This is a genomic window from Desulfosporosinus sp. Tol-M2 (assembly GCF_059735615.1).
In genome coordinates this window covers 40,882-57,042 of the sequence record NZ_JCAIJG010000201.1, presented here as the reverse complement: position 1 = coordinate 57,042, position 16,161 = coordinate 40,882, and the positions used below count along the sequence as shown (strand labels likewise).

Annotated in this window: 16 protein-coding genes; 1 reads left to right on the top strand and 15 read right to left on the bottom strand. The window is 45.6% G+C overall.

Going from position 1 to position 16,161, the window contains the following annotated elements:
- Positions 1 to 30: 30 nt before the first annotated feature.
- The 7 genes from AC6I5A_RS14540 to AC6I5A_RS14510 form a co-directional block, all read right to left on the bottom strand.
- Positions 31 to 1,206 carry a phosphopentomutase gene (locus AC6I5A_RS14540; protein ID WP_034617667.1) on the bottom strand — a complete coding sequence of 392 codons (1,176 nt, stop codon included), beginning with the start codon at positions 1,204 to 1,206 and terminating at the stop codon, positions 31 to 33.
- A 30-nt stretch (positions 1,207 to 1,236) separates the two neighbouring features.
- The gene (gene xerD, locus AC6I5A_RS14535; protein WP_497900795.1) at positions 1,237 to 2,130 is read right to left on the bottom strand and encodes a site-specific tyrosine recombinase XerD; all 894 of its coding nucleotides are present in this window, start codon (positions 2,128 to 2,130) and stop codon (positions 1,237 to 1,239) included.
- A gap of 74 nt (positions 2,131 to 2,204) precedes the next feature.
- On the bottom strand, positions 2,205 to 2,432 hold the full coding sequence (locus tag AC6I5A_RS14530) for a hypothetical protein (RefSeq protein ID WP_034617662.1): 228 nt from the start codon (positions 2,430 to 2,432) through the stop codon (positions 2,205 to 2,207).
- Positions 2,433 to 2,576: 144 nt separating this feature from the next.
- Positions 2,577 to 3,689: an alanine dehydrogenase gene (gene ald, locus AC6I5A_RS14525; protein ID WP_034617659.1), complete on the bottom strand. Its 1,113-nt coding sequence runs from the start codon at positions 3,687 to 3,689 to the stop codon at positions 2,577 to 2,579.
- 146 nt (positions 3,690 to 3,835) lie between these two features.
- On the bottom strand, positions 3,836 to 4,435 hold the full coding sequence (gene spoIIM / locus AC6I5A_RS14520) for a stage II sporulation protein M (RefSeq protein WP_034617655.1): 600 nt from the start codon (positions 4,433 to 4,435) through the stop codon (positions 3,836 to 3,838).
- Between the two features lie 136 nt (positions 4,436 to 4,571).
- Positions 4,572 to 5,108, bottom strand: a complete 537-nt coding sequence (locus AC6I5A_RS14515) for an NUDIX hydrolase (protein WP_497900794.1) — start codon at positions 5,106 to 5,108, stop codon at positions 4,572 to 4,574.
- A 51-nt stretch (positions 5,109 to 5,159) separates the two neighbouring features.
- Positions 5,160 to 6,722 carry a class I adenylate-forming enzyme family protein gene (locus tag AC6I5A_RS14510; RefSeq protein WP_034617648.1) on the bottom strand — a complete coding sequence of 521 codons (1,563 nt, stop codon included), beginning with the start codon at positions 6,720 to 6,722 and terminating at the stop codon, positions 5,160 to 5,162.
- A gap of 213 nt (positions 6,723 to 6,935) precedes the next feature.
- Here AC6I5A_RS14510 and AC6I5A_RS14505 point away from each other — a divergent pair, with 213 nt between their 5' ends.
- The gene (locus AC6I5A_RS14505) at positions 6,936 to 7,493 is read left to right on the top strand and encodes a DUF3231 family protein (protein ID WP_034617645.1); all 558 of its coding nucleotides are present in this window, start codon (positions 6,936 to 6,938) and stop codon (positions 7,491 to 7,493) included.
- A 211-nt stretch (positions 7,494 to 7,704) separates the two neighbouring features.
- Here AC6I5A_RS14505 and AC6I5A_RS14500 read toward each other — a convergent pair whose 3' ends face one another.
- The 8 genes from AC6I5A_RS14500 to spo0A all read right to left on the bottom strand — a co-directional run bounded on the left by AC6I5A_RS14500 (position 7,705) and on the right by spo0A (position 16,024).
- On the bottom strand, positions 7,705 to 8,457 hold the full coding sequence (locus AC6I5A_RS14500) for an ABC transporter ATP-binding protein (RefSeq protein WP_034617750.1): 753 nt from the start codon (positions 8,455 to 8,457) through the stop codon (positions 7,705 to 7,707).
- Positions 8,435 to 9,223, bottom strand: coding sequence for an ABC transporter ATP-binding protein (locus AC6I5A_RS14495; RefSeq protein WP_034617642.1), 789 nt, complete (start codon positions 9,221 to 9,223; stop codon positions 8,435 to 8,437). The genes AC6I5A_RS14500 and AC6I5A_RS14495 overlap by 23 nt, the downstream gene beginning before the upstream one ends.
- Positions 9,224 to 9,247: 24 nt before the next feature.
- Complete coding sequence (locus AC6I5A_RS14490; RefSeq protein WP_034617639.1) at positions 9,248 to 10,240, bottom strand: branched-chain amino acid ABC transporter permease; 993 nt, start codon at positions 10,238 to 10,240, stop codon at positions 9,248 to 9,250.
- On the bottom strand, positions 10,240 to 11,121 hold the full coding sequence (locus AC6I5A_RS14485) for a branched-chain amino acid ABC transporter permease (protein WP_497900793.1): 882 nt from the start codon (positions 11,119 to 11,121) through the stop codon (positions 10,240 to 10,242). The genes AC6I5A_RS14490 and AC6I5A_RS14485 overlap by 1 nt, the downstream gene beginning before the upstream one ends.
- 18 nt (positions 11,122 to 11,139) lie before the next feature.
- Positions 11,140 to 12,315, bottom strand: coding sequence for an ABC transporter substrate-binding protein (locus tag AC6I5A_RS14480; RefSeq protein ID WP_034617636.1), 1,176 nt, complete (start codon positions 12,313 to 12,315; stop codon positions 11,140 to 11,142).
- Positions 12,316 to 12,649: 334 nt separating this feature from the next.
- Positions 12,650 to 13,231, bottom strand: a complete 582-nt coding sequence (locus AC6I5A_RS14475; RefSeq protein ID WP_034617633.1) for an indolepyruvate oxidoreductase subunit beta — start codon at positions 13,229 to 13,231, stop codon at positions 12,650 to 12,652.
- Positions 13,224 to 14,987 carry an indolepyruvate ferredoxin oxidoreductase subunit alpha gene (gene iorA, locus AC6I5A_RS14470; protein WP_034617630.1) on the bottom strand — a complete coding sequence of 588 codons (1,764 nt, stop codon included), beginning with the start codon at positions 14,985 to 14,987 and terminating at the stop codon, positions 13,224 to 13,226. The genes AC6I5A_RS14475 and iorA overlap by 8 nt, the downstream gene beginning before the upstream one ends.
- A gap of 218 nt (positions 14,988 to 15,205) precedes the next feature.
- On the bottom strand, positions 15,206 to 16,024 hold the full coding sequence (gene spo0A / locus AC6I5A_RS14465) for a sporulation transcription factor Spo0A (protein ID WP_034617628.1): 819 nt from the start codon (positions 16,022 to 16,024) through the stop codon (positions 15,206 to 15,208).
- Positions 16,025 to 16,161 lie beyond the last annotated feature (137 nt).

The window sequence follows — 16,161 nt, the reverse complement described above, 5'->3', positions numbered from 1 at the left end:
CGCCACTCATCTTTCACTTAAACTCAAAATTTAGTGGCGCTTAGTCAACGGGTAAAAACTTGTCCCTTTAGATATCATCTCGGTCTCCAGGTATTCAGCCACTGTTGCCCCGATATCCGCGAAGGTGGCTCTGACTCCCAGATTAATCCCTTTTTTCAGATTTGGACCGCGCACCAGTAACGGAACATATTCCCGGGTATGATCCGTCCCGGGCTGGGTAGGATCACATCCATGATCAGCCGTAATAATGAGCATATCCTCTGAGCGCAGAGCAGCATAGATTTCCGGCAAGCGTTGGTCAAAGGCCTCTAAAGCCCGTGCATATCCTTCCACATCATTGCGGTGTCCATATAACATATCGAAGTCCACAAGGTTGGTCATGATCAGACCGGATTTTACCTTAGCCATGTATTCTAAAGTCTTCTGAACGCCTTCCATGTTTCCCTTTGTGGTCGCAAAGTCGGTTATTCCTTTCCCAGCATAAATATCATAGATTTTCCCCACGCCGCAAACCTCAAGACCTCGTTCCTGCACATATTCCATTAAAATTTTGTGGGGAGGCTCCAGCGCAAAATCATGCCGGTTTGGGGTTCGATAAAACTGTCCGTCAACACCTAGAAATGGCCGCGCAATGACTCTTCCAACTTGCAGCTCACCCTTAAGCATTACCCGGGCAAGCTGACAGATCCGCATCAATTCCGCCAGAGGAATAACTCCTTCATGGGCTGCCACCTGGAAAACAGAGTCCGCCGAAGTATAGACAATGGGTTTCCCTGTCCGGACATGTTCTTCGCCGAGACGCTGGATAATTTCTGTTCCCGAGGCGGCAACATTCCCAAGTACCCTTCGCCCAATCGCTGACTCATAGCGTTCAATAAACTCTGTAGGAAAACCATGTGGAAAGGTCGGAAACGCTCTCTCCAAAATTACCCCCGCCATCTCCCAATGTCCAGTCGTCGTATCCTTACCGGCGGACCGTTCCGCCATTTTCCCAAAACTGCCTTCCGGGTTGGCATTTTCCGGAACTCCAGTAAGCGAGTCAATATTCCCCAGACCAAGTTTTGCAAGCTGAGGAAGATGGAGTCCCCCCCGGAGACGGGCGATATTTCCTAATGTATTGCTCCCCCGGTCTCCATATGCTTCGGCATCAGGCATTTCTCCAATTCCGACACTATCTAAAACAATGATTATAATTCGCCGTGCCATGTTTTCCCTCTCCCTCCCTATCCATAGGGCTTACTCCGCCCGTGGGTGCGACTTCCTAAAGACATCCAGCAAACGTGTCCGTGTTAAATGCGTATAAATTTGCGTCGTCGAGATATCCACATGTCCCAGCATTTCCTGCACGGAACGCAGGTCGGCCCCATGATCCAGCAGATGAGTGGCAAAACTGTGCCGAAACATGTGGGGGGAAATTGTTCGCTCGACATTATGAGTTTTTCCCCATTTTTTCAAAATGTACACTATCCCCTGGCGGGTGAGAGGGCGGCCGTGAACATTCAAAAATAGAATATCGCTTTCCCGCTTCCCGCACAAACGCCGGCGCAAGGAATTTAAGTAAGCCTTCACAGCCCGAACAGCCGGGTCACCTAAGGGGATAATCCGTTCCTTATTTCCCTTGCCCAGGCAGCGAACATATCCGACATCCAACGAGACATCGGACAAACGTAACCCGACCAATTCAGAAACACGGAGACCGCTGCTATAAAGCACCTCCAGCATCGCCAAATCTCGCAGGGCAAGATCGGATTTCTCCCCTGCCCGTAACAGTTTATCCATTGTTGCTTCCGACAACACCTTCGGAAGTGCTTGATTTAGCTTGGGGGTCACTAAATAAGTACTGGGATTGTCATTCCTTCTCCCTTCATCCAACAGGAACGCAAAGAATCCTCGTAAAGTCGCATTGCAACGAGCAATACTGCGCGGTGATTTTCCGTTATCTCTCCATTGAAGAAGGAATAAAAATAGATCATTGGCTTCACAGCCGGTAAAATCTGTCCCCCGCTGTGTAAGGAAGATGATTAGTTGACGCAGATCCCGCTCATAAGCCTGACGTGTATTCTCTGACAGCCCCCGTTCAACATGCAGATAAATCATATACTGCTTCAGTAGTTGTTCCTTGGAGGTCACTTTATCCACTCCTTTCCTAGGAACGTTCTACACGGCAAAGGGATTTTCCTTTCCAACTGTTTTCCCTGCAAAAATTATCGTTCTTTCTGAGCATTCGGGAACAACTGAATGACAAACTTGCTCCACCCCGGTGTTTCAACACGCAGTGGGTTTCCGATTGGTCTTTGCTCATTATGTAAGTGTGAAGACATCCAAATGTTAAACACCGCAGCTACCTTTGGTAAGAGTACGGCTAGAATTATTAGGAGTATTAATATCCTTCCCAGGTAAAGGAAAAAAGCACTCCAGCGTTTTGTCGGCAATGCACTCCCCCCTATCCCTAAAACCTATGCATCACCGGATTGTCCTTATCCTGGAAAAATGAAAGGACGATTGAAACAAAAGTGGAACCCGTTTTAAACGGATTCCACTCAAATACATTAGCCACGAGCTGCTGGAACCTAAACTTAGAGTACTTCCTCCAGTGGCGTATACTCCATGTTTAGCGCTTCGGCGACTGCCTGATAGGTTAACTTACCGTTAACGACGTTAACTCCTTTACGAAGCGAACGATTTTTCTGGATCGCTTTAAAATAACCACTATTTGCTATCTCCAGCACATACTCCAGCGTTACATTGGTTAGGGCATAGGTCGACGTCCGGGCAACTGCTCCGGCTATATTGGCGACGCTGTAATGGATAATCCCATATTTAACATAAGTGGGATTACTATGGGTTGTCACCCGGTCAGTAGTTGCTATATTACCGCCTTGGTCGATGGCAACATCGACGATGACACTTCCAGGCGTCATTGTCTTCACCATTTCTTCCGTAACCAAACGAGGCGCTCGGGCGCCAGGGATCAGTACGGCCCCCACAAGCAAATCCGCTTTAGCTACACTCCTCGCAATATTATAGGGATTGGACATCAATGTTCTTACCCGGCCATTAAAGACCTCATCAAGCTCCCTTAACCGCTGGGCGTTCTTTTCGATAATTGTTGCTCCTGCGCCCAGGCCAATAGCCATCCTGGCCGCATTTGTACCCACTATTCCGCCACCGATAATGGTTATATTTGCGGGAGTTACTCCAGGGACTCCGCCCAGCAAAATCCCTCTTCCCCCATTGGGTTTTTCAAGTAATTGTGCTCCGATTTGAATAGCCATTCTCCCGGCAACCTCACTCATCGGAATAAGCAAAGGCAATGAACCATTATCTAATTGGATGGTTTCGTAGGCAATCGCCACCACTTCTTTTTCCATGAGGACTTTGGTTAATTCCGGTTCATTCGCCAAATGCAAAAAGGTTAACAGAATTTGTTGGGGTTTAAAATATGCGTATTCGGTGGCAAGGGGTTCTTTGACCTTTATGATCATGTCGGCGTTCCAAACTTCTTCAACAGAGTCCAGGATCATTGCACCCGCTCCGCTATACTCCTGATCGCTGATTCCACAACCTTCACCTGCGGATTTTTCCACACCAACTTGATGCCCATTCAAAGTTAAAGCATGGACCCCTGCAGGGGTAATTGCTACCCGACTTTCATTGTTTTTAATCTCTTTTGGTATTCCAATCAGCATAAAACTACCTCCGTCATAATCATTAACCCTCATCTGTTTATTATAAGCATGTATTATGCTATACGCAAGCTTAAGAGGTTTGATGCCTCAATTGTCCGCAATATAAGACCTATACGGCTTCCCAATAAGCACTCCCACTTGTATTATTATATTCCAAAAAAGCGAACTCCAAGTATTGAAAAATATCCTTGCACGACGCCGACAGCAACTGCTCCTACAGTAACAAAAGTTGCTGCAGCCGTATAATATAGAAATTCTCTGCGCAGTGATTCCCCTCTCGCCTTACCTCGAAGTAACAGAAACGAAAAAATAGTGGCAAGTCCTGCTCCGAGAAGCAGCAATGGAATAGCCAATAAGGCGGGTATAAGAACGGTAATTAGAATCAAGCCGAGCCCAAACGTCCCTTTAACCCCAATGATAAAACTGACGGTAAATCCAAGGATAAATCCCCGGGTAAAGACAATGATATATATTAAAGGGGCCCCAATGATCGTGAGTCCTAAAATCCAAATTCCGGCCATCATTATAAACATGTCCCTGGCAAGCGCACTCAAGAAAACCGGATCAAGAGTTTTCGGTTGACTTTGTAAAAGTGTATCCAGGAATTTCCCCAATTGGGAGGTTTCAGATACCTCTAAGGCGCCAACTCCGACCGCTCCAAACACCACACCTGCAAGATAGACACTTGAGAGCGTAAGATAAATGACACAATATTGACGAATGTGTTCGCCAAGTTTTTTCCACATCTTGAACATCCCCCCCCATACATCCTATGAAATTTTATTCCATGAACTGGGAAAGTATGCCCTCAACTCTACCGAATACACCCATCCTCTTCCGCCTTTGGTTCAACATGTCGTGCTTTATTATAATCTGTAAAAATCAGCCGATTCGACCCTTAACAAGTAAAATCCCGAGTATAGTTTTAGCGTCCTTAAACTCGTTCTGTTGGGCCTTTTGTACAGCCTCAGCCCAGGGGATTCTTTCCACCTCAATAAATTCGTCGTCATCCGGAGTCAGCGGATCCCAGACCAAATCCCGAGCCAGAAAAAGGTGCAGCACTTCATCTGTAAAACCTGGCGAGGTATAATAGGTACTGATATGTTCCATCGTCCCTCGGTAACCGGTTTCTTCACGGAGTTCTCTTACCGCACAGTCCAGAGGGGGTTCCTGTGGGTCGAGTTTTCCTGCTGGGATTTCCAAAATTTTTTGAGTAATAGCATAACGGTATTGCCGAACCAGGAGCACCTGTTGATCCTTCAAGGCTACGATCGCAACCGCTCCCGGATGCCTAACGACTTCGCGAGACGTTTGAAGTCCATTTGCCAAGTGAACCGTATCACGTTCCACACGGAGCATTCGCCCCTTAAATAGTACTTCTCCCCCGATGCGTTCCTCTTGTTGGTTTTGCTCTTCCAAAGTGTATCCTCCTTTAGGAATGAGTAAAGCGCTTTTGCTAATGTCTTTCTATCATATCGTAGCTAAACCATAGTTACGCCACTTTTCCCGCAGCTTGGGCTTTTCAATCTTTCCGGTCGGGTTTCTGGGCACCTTGTCAAAAATAACCTTTTTAGGCCTTTTATATCTCGGCAAAGCATTGCAGAACTGAAGCAGATTTTCCTCCGTGATATTTCGCCCGGCTTTCAATTCGACAATGGCTAATGAAATTTCCCCGAGACGCTTATCAGGTATTCCAATAACCGCAACATCCTTTACATCTTCATGAGCCTGAAGAAAGTTTTCAACTTCTACCGGATAAATATTTTCTCCTCCGGAAATAATGACGTCCTTTTTACGGTCTACCAGGTAGATAAATCCATCTTGATCCCGGTATCCGATATCCCCTGTGTAAAGCCATCCGTCCCTCAATGCTTTACCAGTTGCTTCCGGATTATTATAATAACCCTTCATAACTCCGGGACCTTTGACAATAACTTCTCCCTTCTCTCCGTACTGCAAGGGAACTCCACTGTCATCGACTATCTTCACTTCCCAGCCGAAACCCGGGATTCCAATGGCCCCAACCTTGTAAATGTTCTCAATTCCAAGGTGGACACAACCTGGACCGGTTGATTCACTTAACCCGTAATTGGTATCGTACAACTGATTGGGAAAAAACTTTTTCCACTGGATGATCAGGCTGGGCGGAACAGGTTGGGCACCAATATGCATCAAGCGCCATTGCTCCAGGCGATAATCGTTTAAGTCAACCTTCCCGCTCTCGATCGCGTCCAGGATATCCTGTGCCCAAGGGACAAGCAGCCACACTATTGTAGACTTTTCTTCAGATACAGCTTTGAGGATCCATTCCGGTTTCACCCCACGGAGTAGCGTGGCTCTGGAACCGACAAGCAGGCTCCCGAACCAATGCATTTTAGCTCCGGTATGATACAAGGGCGGAATACAAAGAAAATTGTCTTCATGATTTTGCTTGTGATGTACGTTTTCCGTGATGCAGGCCGAATATAAATTGGCGTGGGTTAGCATAATGGGTTTCGGAACCCCCGTTGTCCCGGAAGTAAAATATAACCCCGCCTCATCTTGTTCGATAATATTAATGTTGGGACAATCGGCAGGAAATTCCTCCAAGAGTTTGAAATAATCCTCCGTCTTATCCGGACAGCAGCCGCCAACAAAAATAATACTCTGCAAAGATTCCAGTGTGGATTGGATTTTGCTCATTCTCTCCAGGAACTCCGGCCCATAAACCAGCACTTTTGTCTGAACAGTTTCAAGGCATTTTGCAATTTCCTCCGCTGTGAATCGAAAGTTTAAAGGGACTACCACAGCTCCGGTTTTCAAAATACCGAAATAGATTGGCAGCCATTCAAGACAGTTCATCATCAGCAAGGCAACTTTATCACCTTTTCGGATATTTCGGGACAACAGGAAATTGGCAAACCTGTTTGTCATACTTTCGAATTCAAGCCATGTTATTTCTCTTCGAGAGTTTAAAGCCGGTTCAAGTTCGATAAGACTGGTCTCACAAGGGTATTTTTGTGAATTTAGCTTAAGTAATTCCATTATAGTCATATAAAAACAACCTCGATTCTGCCATTCTGCTCAATATAAGATTAAATTGATAAAATAAAGATAAGGCTCAAAAGCCTTACAATCCCTCGCACCAAATTTTTGTTATTATTCTGTCGAACTAGTGAAAGGCTAAAAAGTACCATACTGAATATTTTTTACATTTCTTGCGAATATTATAAATAAGGTACCCAAACTGGGAGGGGTTTTATCTTAATGAAACCAATAGAACATAATACTGAATCAATTAGGCTGACATCGTCTGAAATAGGGCATCTTTGGAATACTTATATGCTGGAGTCAACGGTACATCATATGTTCTCCTATTTTTTACAACATGTCGCAGACGTAAACATTAAAGAAATACTTGAGATATGTGTATATACGACAAATGATAGTCTTGGCTTATTAGAAAATACCTTTAAAAAAGCTGGCCTGCATACCACCAGGGGGACAATTTCGGAGGACGTATGCTTGACGGCCCCACGTTTATTTTCAGATATCTTCTATATACTTTATCTAAACTGTATGGCTCAATTTGCTTTAACGACATTTAGTACTGCATATTCCCAAAGCTCCAGAGACGATATAAGACAAATCTTTAAAGATTATCTTAATAAACTAATCCTCGTGAATCAACTGGTCACAGAATTGATGCTGAAAAAAGGCTTCTACGTTAGAACTCCTTCTGTGCCGACAAGACCCGAAATGGATATTGTTACGAAGGAAAGTTTTCTAACATGTTCCCTTGGTTTGACCGAAGAGGAATATTAGGTATAGGTCCTTGGACAGGATTAATCGTCTATAGTCTAAACTTTATTCACGCAGCCTTAATCTACGTTTATCAAGTATGGCTGGATGGTGTATATGAACGCAAAAAGTAAACGAATTATATTTATTATCGTGCACTTTTATGTGCACTATTTTAAATACCATTTCTTGGGGTATTTTACAATTTACAGTTCCCTCCCGTATAAACTGGCTCTCAATATCCGAAAGCCACGGCTACTTGGCCGGCATGGCCTCTGGTACGTCCCAGGTAAGCGTGTTGGACTCTTTCATCATTGACAAGCTCGCTGGGCTTGCCGCTAATTACCACCTGTCCCCGCTCGATAACGATGGCTCTGTCGGCGACTCTGAAAGCTGCAGCGGCGTTTTGTTCTACAAGGATTATCGTCGTACCGTCTTCTCTCAATTCTCTCAGAGCCGCCATAATCTCGGCGACTACCATCGGCGCGAGTCCTATGGAGGGCTCATCCAGCATGAGCAGTTTCGGCTTGGCCATCAGGCCCCGCCCTATGGCCAGCATCTGCTGCAGGCCGCCGCTTAAGATCCCGGCTGTTTGCATCTCCTTGCCCTGCAGGGCAGGGAATATTCGCAAGACCCTTTCCATATCTTCACTCAGTTTATCTTTATCTTTAAGATAACGGTGGAACGCGCCCAAGAGCAGATTATCCCGAACGGTAAGCGCATTGAATATCTGCCGGTGCTCCGGCACCAGAATCAAACCCTGCTTCACAATATATCCCGGGGACTGGCGAGTGATCGGTTTGCCCTTAAATAATATTTCACCGGTTTTCGCAGGGTATATGCCGGACAGCGCGCCCAGAAGAGTACTTTTTCCGGCGCCATTGGCTCCCAGCACAGCAACGATCTCGCCCTCTCTGGCCTGAAAGGTCACCCCGCGCAGGGCCTGTACATGTCCGTGAAACACTTTAAGACCATTTACATCCAGCATATTCATCCTGATCATCCTCCCCAAGATAAGCTTTCTTTACTTCATCGTTCCTCTGAATCTCTTCCGGAGTCCCTTCAGCGATTGCCGTACCGAAATTCAAAACCAGAATCCGGTCGGCTACATCCATCACTGTTTCCATGTCATGCTCCACCAGGACTAAGGTAAAGCCTTTCTCTTTTAATTTTTTTAAAAAGTTGGCCAGCTGTTTCGTCTCGCCGGCGTTAAGCCCGGCGGCCGGTTCATCCAGAAAGACCAGTTCAGGGGAACCTGAAAGCACCCTGGCAATCTCCAGCAGCCGTTGCTTACCAAAGGGCAGTGCCGACGCGGGAGTATTGATATCTTTTCCGAGTCCCAGTTCTTCGATGACTTCCAGCGATTTTTTCCGGACCTGCTCCTCTTCCCCGGCTACTCCTGGCAGACGCAGCAGCGATTGGATAAAACCTTTCCTGCCGCTGAGATAAGCGCCGACCATGACGTTTTCCAACGCTGAAAGGCTGTTGAAAAGCTGAAGATTCTGAAATGTACGCGCGATGCCCAGATTTCTGATTTGAAAAGGCTTCAACCCGCTGAGGCGTTGACCTTTGAATGTAGCTTCACCTTCGTCCGGAGGGAGCATGCCCGTGAGAAGGTTGAAAACCGTGGTTTTCCCCGCGCCGTTGGGCCCGATAAGCGCAAAGATCTCACCCTTATTAATCTTAAAATTGATGTGTTCGACAGCCATTACGCCGCCGAAATGCTTGGTCAGTCCGCCTACTTCAAGAAACATGGTGCTCCCTCCGCCTAGATATGATCAAATTTTCGTGTTTTCTCCCGCTTCATCTAAATCGGTTTTCTTCCGCCATCCGCTGCTTAAACCCTCCGGTTTAAAAATCATTGCCAGGACAAGGATCAGTCCGAAAAATATGATCTGATATTCCCCACCCGCCTGAGGGATAACAAGAGGAACCAACCACCTGAGCACTTCGCCCAGGGCCACCACCAAAACCACGCCGAGAACAGGGCCCCAAATGGTGCCCAGTCCTCCGATAACCGCCATCAGTACGAACTGGATCGACATGTTGAAGTTAAAGGGAGCAGGGCTGATGAAGGTAATGTAATAGGCATAGATTCCTCCGCCCAGACCCGCAAGAAAAGCGCTGAACACAAAGGCCTGTAATTTCAAAGCGGCGGTATTGATTCCGTTCGCCTCGGCGGCTACTTCACTGTCCCGGATAGCCCGCAGCGTGCGGCCGATCCTGGAACGGTCAAGGTTGCGCACGCCCAGGAACACCAGCAGCACAACCACACAGATGAGGTAATAAAATTTGATATCCCGGTTGAAAACAAAACCACCGATATTCAGGTAAGGAATACCTGTCAGTCCGGAAGGGCCGCCGGTCAGTTCTCCGCCCTCGTTGAAAAAGATGTTGATCAGGATTCCGAACGCCAACGTTGCCAGGGCCAGGTAGTGCTCTTTGAGCTTCAAAGTGGGCTTGCCTATAACAACTCCCACCAGCGAGGAAAGGACGATCGCTGCCAGAAGGGCAGAAATAGTTCCCCAGTGATAGCGGGTTGTTAAAATAGCCACCGCATAAGCGCCGATGCCGAAAAAAGCTGCCTGCCCAAAAGACACTTGCCCGGCGTATCCCATGAGGATGCCAAGCCCCTCCACCACTAGAGTATATATGCCTATGACAATAATAATACTGAGCAGATAGTTGCTTTTCAGCAAAAACGGCAACACCAAGAAACATACGGTTACCGCTGCAACGAGTAAATATTTCGTTAAGCTACCCCTATGCACTACACTTTCCTCCCAGAAACAACGCCGATAATTCCCTGCGGTCTAAATAAAAGGACAATAATCAAAACAATCATGGCTATGGCGTCTTTAAATCCGGAAGAAATCAGACCAGCCCCGAAAATTTCAAGAACACCAAGCAGGAGTCCGCCGATAATGGCACCCCCGACATTGTTTATTCCTCCGATAATTGCCGCTACAAAACCTTTCAGCCCGAGGGTGAAGCCCATATCATAGGTAGCCAGCGTAATCGGGGTTATAAATACGCCCGCGGCGGCGCCCAGTGCCCCACTAATGACAAAAGCCATCAAGGACAGGATATATGGGTTGATACCCATTAGTTTCGCCGCAAGACGGTTGATGACACATGCTCTGACAACCTTTCCCCAGTAAGTCTTTTCCATGAAAACGAACAAACCGGTAACAGTTACTATTAGAAGTCCAAAAATCCAAATGCTCTGGGTGTTTACGGCGGCGCCCCACACCATCAAAGGACCCCCCTGCGTGAAGGCCGGCAGGGAGTAAGGGTTCGTCCCCCAAATTAAAAGCGCAAGGCCGCGGAGCATTATTGACAGGCCGATGGTGACGATAATCAAAGTTATGCTTGAGCCGTTACGTATCGGGTTAATCGCCAATCTCTCCACCAAGCCGCCAACAAGCGCGGTTATAATCACTGAAAGGCAGAACGCCGCAGGAAGGGAAAAACCCGCTGCAGAAAAGGTGCAGGCGGAAAGTGCGCCCAAGGCGACAAACTCGCCTTGGGCCATGTTCAGAATGCCGGTAATATTATAGGTTGTCACCAGGGCAAGTGCAATCAGGGCATATATGCTCCCGAGCGTCAAGCCGGAAAAAAGAAACTGTAAATACAGGTCGTTAATGTGCACTATTACACCGCCTTGAAGCTATTTAATCAAAGTCCACTTGCCATCTTTAACCATTACCATGACCATGCAGTCGTCCGCCAGCCCGTTATGATCCTTATCGGACATATTGAACACACCGGAGATGCCTACAAAGTTCTTGGTTTGTTCCAATGCATCCCTTACTTTTGCCCGGTCAGTGCCGGCTTCTTTGATCGCGTTAACCATCATATTGAAAGCGTCCCAGGCATGACCACCGAAAGTGCTCGGAGGGGTATTAAATTTGGCGGTATAGTCTTTTGTATATGACACGAGAACCTGCTTCTGCGGGTCATTGTCAGGAAGTTGATCAGCCACAACGATTTTGCCTACGGGGAATTCAATACCGTTGGCTGCGCTGCCGGCCACATCAAGGAAGTTTTGGTTGGCAATACCGTGGCTGTGAATCATGGGTATGTTCATAGCCAGTTGACGGTAATTACTGGTTACAATCGCAGCGGAAGGAGGAATCGCCCACACCATAACTGCCTGGGCGTCGCTGCTTTTAATTTTGGCCAGTTGGGCGGACATTTCCTTGTCGGTTGCTTCAAACTTATCCTGCAGGACAACACTCATACCGTTATCCGCCGCGGCTTTGACCAAGGCTTTTTGTCCCCCATCACCGTAAGCGTTGTTCATGGAAAGGATGGCGATTTTCTGGATGCCTTTGGATTTTGCATATTTAATCATCCCTCCGGCTACGGTCGCGTCACTCTGAGCCATTTTAAAAACCCACTTGCGATCGCTTACCGGCTCGACAATTTTGCTGTTGGTAGCCAGCGAGATCAGAGGGACACCTTCCTTCTGCACCGTATCAACCATGGCCAGTGACGTGCCACTGGCGCTTGAGCCGATGATACCCACTACTTTTTCCTGGTTGATTAATTTCTTGACCGCCAGAACGCCTTCTGTCTCTTCGCTTTTATTATCAAGGACGATCAATTTAACCTGACGCCCATTGATTCCGCCTTTAGCGTTTAACTGGTCTGTCAGCATCTGCAGGGTGTCTCTTTCCGGAATACCGAGGGAAGAAGACGGACCGCTGATATCCAGCACCGCGCCGATGTTGATCGGGTCACCTTCTTTAGATGTGGGACTCTGTGACGAACAGCCAGCGGCAAAGATCAAGGTTAATAATGCCAACACACTAATTAATGAGATCGTTATCCTTTTAGTCATTTTATTAGCCTCCGTTTGATAAAATTAAACAAATAAAAAAACACCTCGAATGAGAGTGCCCAGATCGACAACTTCATTCTACCAATCTACCCGTTCTACTATTTTAACCATATTACCACCTGCCTTTGATCCCTAAAGAGAAAGAGGTCAAGAAACTACTAATTCTACACCATAGTTTTATCATAATTTCAGAATAGATTCAATAGGTTAAATTTCACCTGAAGGGGCATCAAAGGAGGGTGCTATATTCTTTTGGCACCCTTTTGGCACCCGAAAGCAAAAGGCACTGAAAAAGTCTGTTTATCCGGGCAGGATAAGCAGACTTTTTAACACACTAATCCTGGATAGCGTGATATCCTGCATTAAATGCTTCGACATTTACTTCAAGCAGCTTTTCCGGAACAATTTCCTTTAATGCTTCATCCCAAATTTGCTTTTCTATGGCTGTTTTGGCAGCCATCAGACCCAGTAAAACTATATTTACAACTTTGATGTTTCCACACTGTAAGGCTATCTTTAAGGCATCTAACGTAAAAACGTTTTTGTATTTTTGACTCAACGTCCTAACTATCTCTGAGGGATACTTAGCTTTACCTACTATTACCGGCATAGGATCAATTTTTTGACTATTAATAATAATCATGCCCTCATCCTTCACATAGTCAGCCCATCTTAATGCTTCAAGCTCTTCAAAAGCAAGGAGGATATCCGCTTCATGTTTTTCTATCAAAGGTGAATGAATCTTCCGGCCAAATTTAACATATGTTACAACACTACCGCCTCTCTGAGCCATGCCATGTACTTCAGAAAGCTTGACAGCATAATCTTTTTTTAAGGCAACGGCTCCTAATATCCTGCTAGCCAGCAGCGTCCCCTGTCCGCCTACGCCTACAATCATAATATTTAAATTATCCATTAAGCGCACCTGCCTTTTCTGCACTATCCGACGTTTCAAATGCATTGAAACTGCATACTTTCGTACATAATCGGCATCCGACACACAGCGCTTCATTTACTTCAATAAAATCTCCCTTATCAGCAAGAGCAGGACAACCGATAGCCAAACATTTCCGGCATTTTTTACACTTTTCCATATCTATCTTTAATGCCCCGGCATGTTTAACATTCTTTAACAGAGCGCATGGTCTTTGGGAGATAATTACAGAAGGTTCTGGCGACGCGATTTCTTCTTTGACAATCTTCTTTAATTCTTGAATATCGAACGGATCAGCAACCCTTACTCTATCGACTCCAATTGCCCTGGCAAGTTTTACTAAATCAACCTGCCTGGTAACTTCACCCTTAATTGTTAAACCGGTTGTGGGATTGTCTTGATGACCTGTCATACCTGTTGTTGAATTATCCGGAATTATTACAGTTGAATTACCTTTATTATAAACAACATCAATCAACCCGGTTATTCCAGAGTGGATGAATGTTGAGTCTCCAAGGATCGCTACTGTCTTTTTCGCAAACTCCGCCCCCCTTGCTTTTTCCATCCCAAGTGCATTACCGATGCTGGCGCCCATACAGATAACGGAATTCAGGGATTCAGTAGGCGGCTGTGCTCCAAGTGTATAACAACCTATATCACCGATCACATTCAGTTTAAGTTTGCTCAGAACATAATGCAGGCCTCTATGCGGACATCCCGGACACATTACAGGCGGTCTTAGGGGTATGTTTTCCATCAGCGGTTCATTTACTTCCTGCTTAACTCCGAGCAGCTTTTCTTTGATTAATTGAGCGGTCAGTTCACCAATAACAGGAAGAAATTCTTTTCCGATAACTTTGATCCCATTTTTTTTGATTTCGTTCTCCAAAAATGGTTCCAATTCTTCAACGACATAAAGTGTTTCAACTTCAGAGGCAAACCTGGCAATAAGTTGTTCCGGCAGAGGATATACCATCCCGATTTTCAAATAGGAAACATCACCAAAAGCTTCTTTGGCATATTGATATGCTATCCCACTGGTAATCACACCTATTTTTTTGCTTCCCCATTCTATAGTGTTTAAATTAGCTGTCTCTGCGTACTCCTGTAAGGCAAGCATTCTTTTTTCTACTTCAACATGTCTTCTTCTGGCCATTGCAGGCATCATTACATATTTATTAATGTCCTTGGTATAATATTTAAGCTGATAATCTACCCTCTCTCCTGTTTCAACGGCACTCTGAGAGTGTGAAATCCTTGTCGATAGTCTGACTATCACAGGGCAATCGAAGCTCTCGCTTATCTCGAAAGCTTGTTTGACGTAATCCAAACATTCCTGACTGTCGGAAGGTTCAAGCATCGGAACCTTTGCTGCCCGGGCATAGTGCCTGCTGTCCTGTTCATTTTGCGAGCTGTGCATTCCCGGATCATCGGCTATCATCAAGACCAAGCCGCCGTTTATTCCGGTATAGGATACTGTAAACAAAGGATCCGCCGCGACATTCAAGCCAACATGCTTCATTGCACAGATTGCTCTGGCTCCGGCAAAAGCGGCTCCGATTGCCACTTCCAGGGCAACTTTCTCATTAGGTGACCATTCTGCATAGATATTATTATATTTGGCAATGGATTCGGTTATTTCCGTACTTGGTGTCCCCGGATATGCCGCAGCTACTGTAACCCCTGCCTCATAAGCTCCTCGAGCTGCAGCTTCATTACCGCTCATCAACCGTTTCATCTATAATCCCCCATTCAATCCTTGGAACTACATCACCCTATTCTAAACTTTAATCGACTATATGTAAACTAATATTTAGCTATTCGGCATAAATCACTTTACAATCCCGGCTTCAAATTGGGGATAATCTTATAACAAAAACACCTCCAAGTTTATTCAACATAGAGATGTATGCAATCTGTTTTCAAAACCCTGTATCCCTTGTTATAAGCCAATTCTTATTCCATCATCGACATCCGCAATTTATCAGCGACCATCGCCACAAATTCCGAATTTGTTGGTTTACCACGATCAACGTTAATGGTGTAGCCAAAATAACGATTCATAAAATCTACGTTTCCCCGATCCCAAGCCAACTCTATAGCATGACGAATTGCGCGTTCGACACGACTTGGGGTGGTTTTATATTTACCTGCGATCATCGGATAAAGCTCTTTGGTTACAGCTCCAAGCAGCGATACATCCTGAACCACGCAAACGATAGCATCCCGTAAATACTGGTATCCTTTGACATGCGCCGGTACCCCCATCTGATGGATCATTCGCGTGACTTCAACTTCATAATTCTTCGTCGTCGGCGGCAAAATCCCATTTGAGATTTGTGTATATAACATCCTGTTTGACCCCGCATTTGTTTGTTGAGCTCCACTGAGTGACTCCGAAAAATCATCATGTAATTGGCGAATTCGCTTACCTAATGTTTCCAAATCAAAAGGTTTCAATATGTAGTAATTCGCTCCGAGTTTTACGGCACGTTGGGTCATTGTTTCCTGTCCAAACGCTGTTAAGATAATGATCTTAGGTCTTTGAACTAAATTTTGCAGTTTTTCAAGGACCCCCAAACCATCAAGATGGGGCATAATAATATCTAATAGCACAACATGAGGTTCTTCTCGAGATATTAGTTCCAAAGCCTCATTCCCATGATACGCTACCCCAACTAGGGTCATATCTTCTTGCCGTTCAATAAATTGTTTGACTATCTCGACAAATTCCCGGTTGTCATCTGCCAATAAGACTCTTATAGGCCTTTGCATTTCCTAGAATCCCCCTCATTTTGTACACGTTAAATTTTGCTTTAATTTTAAAATATTAAATGGATGTTCATTTCGACAATAGTTTTCTATACTCCTCCTTTTTAATCATAGAAAAAAGTTAAAATTAAAGAAAGAGC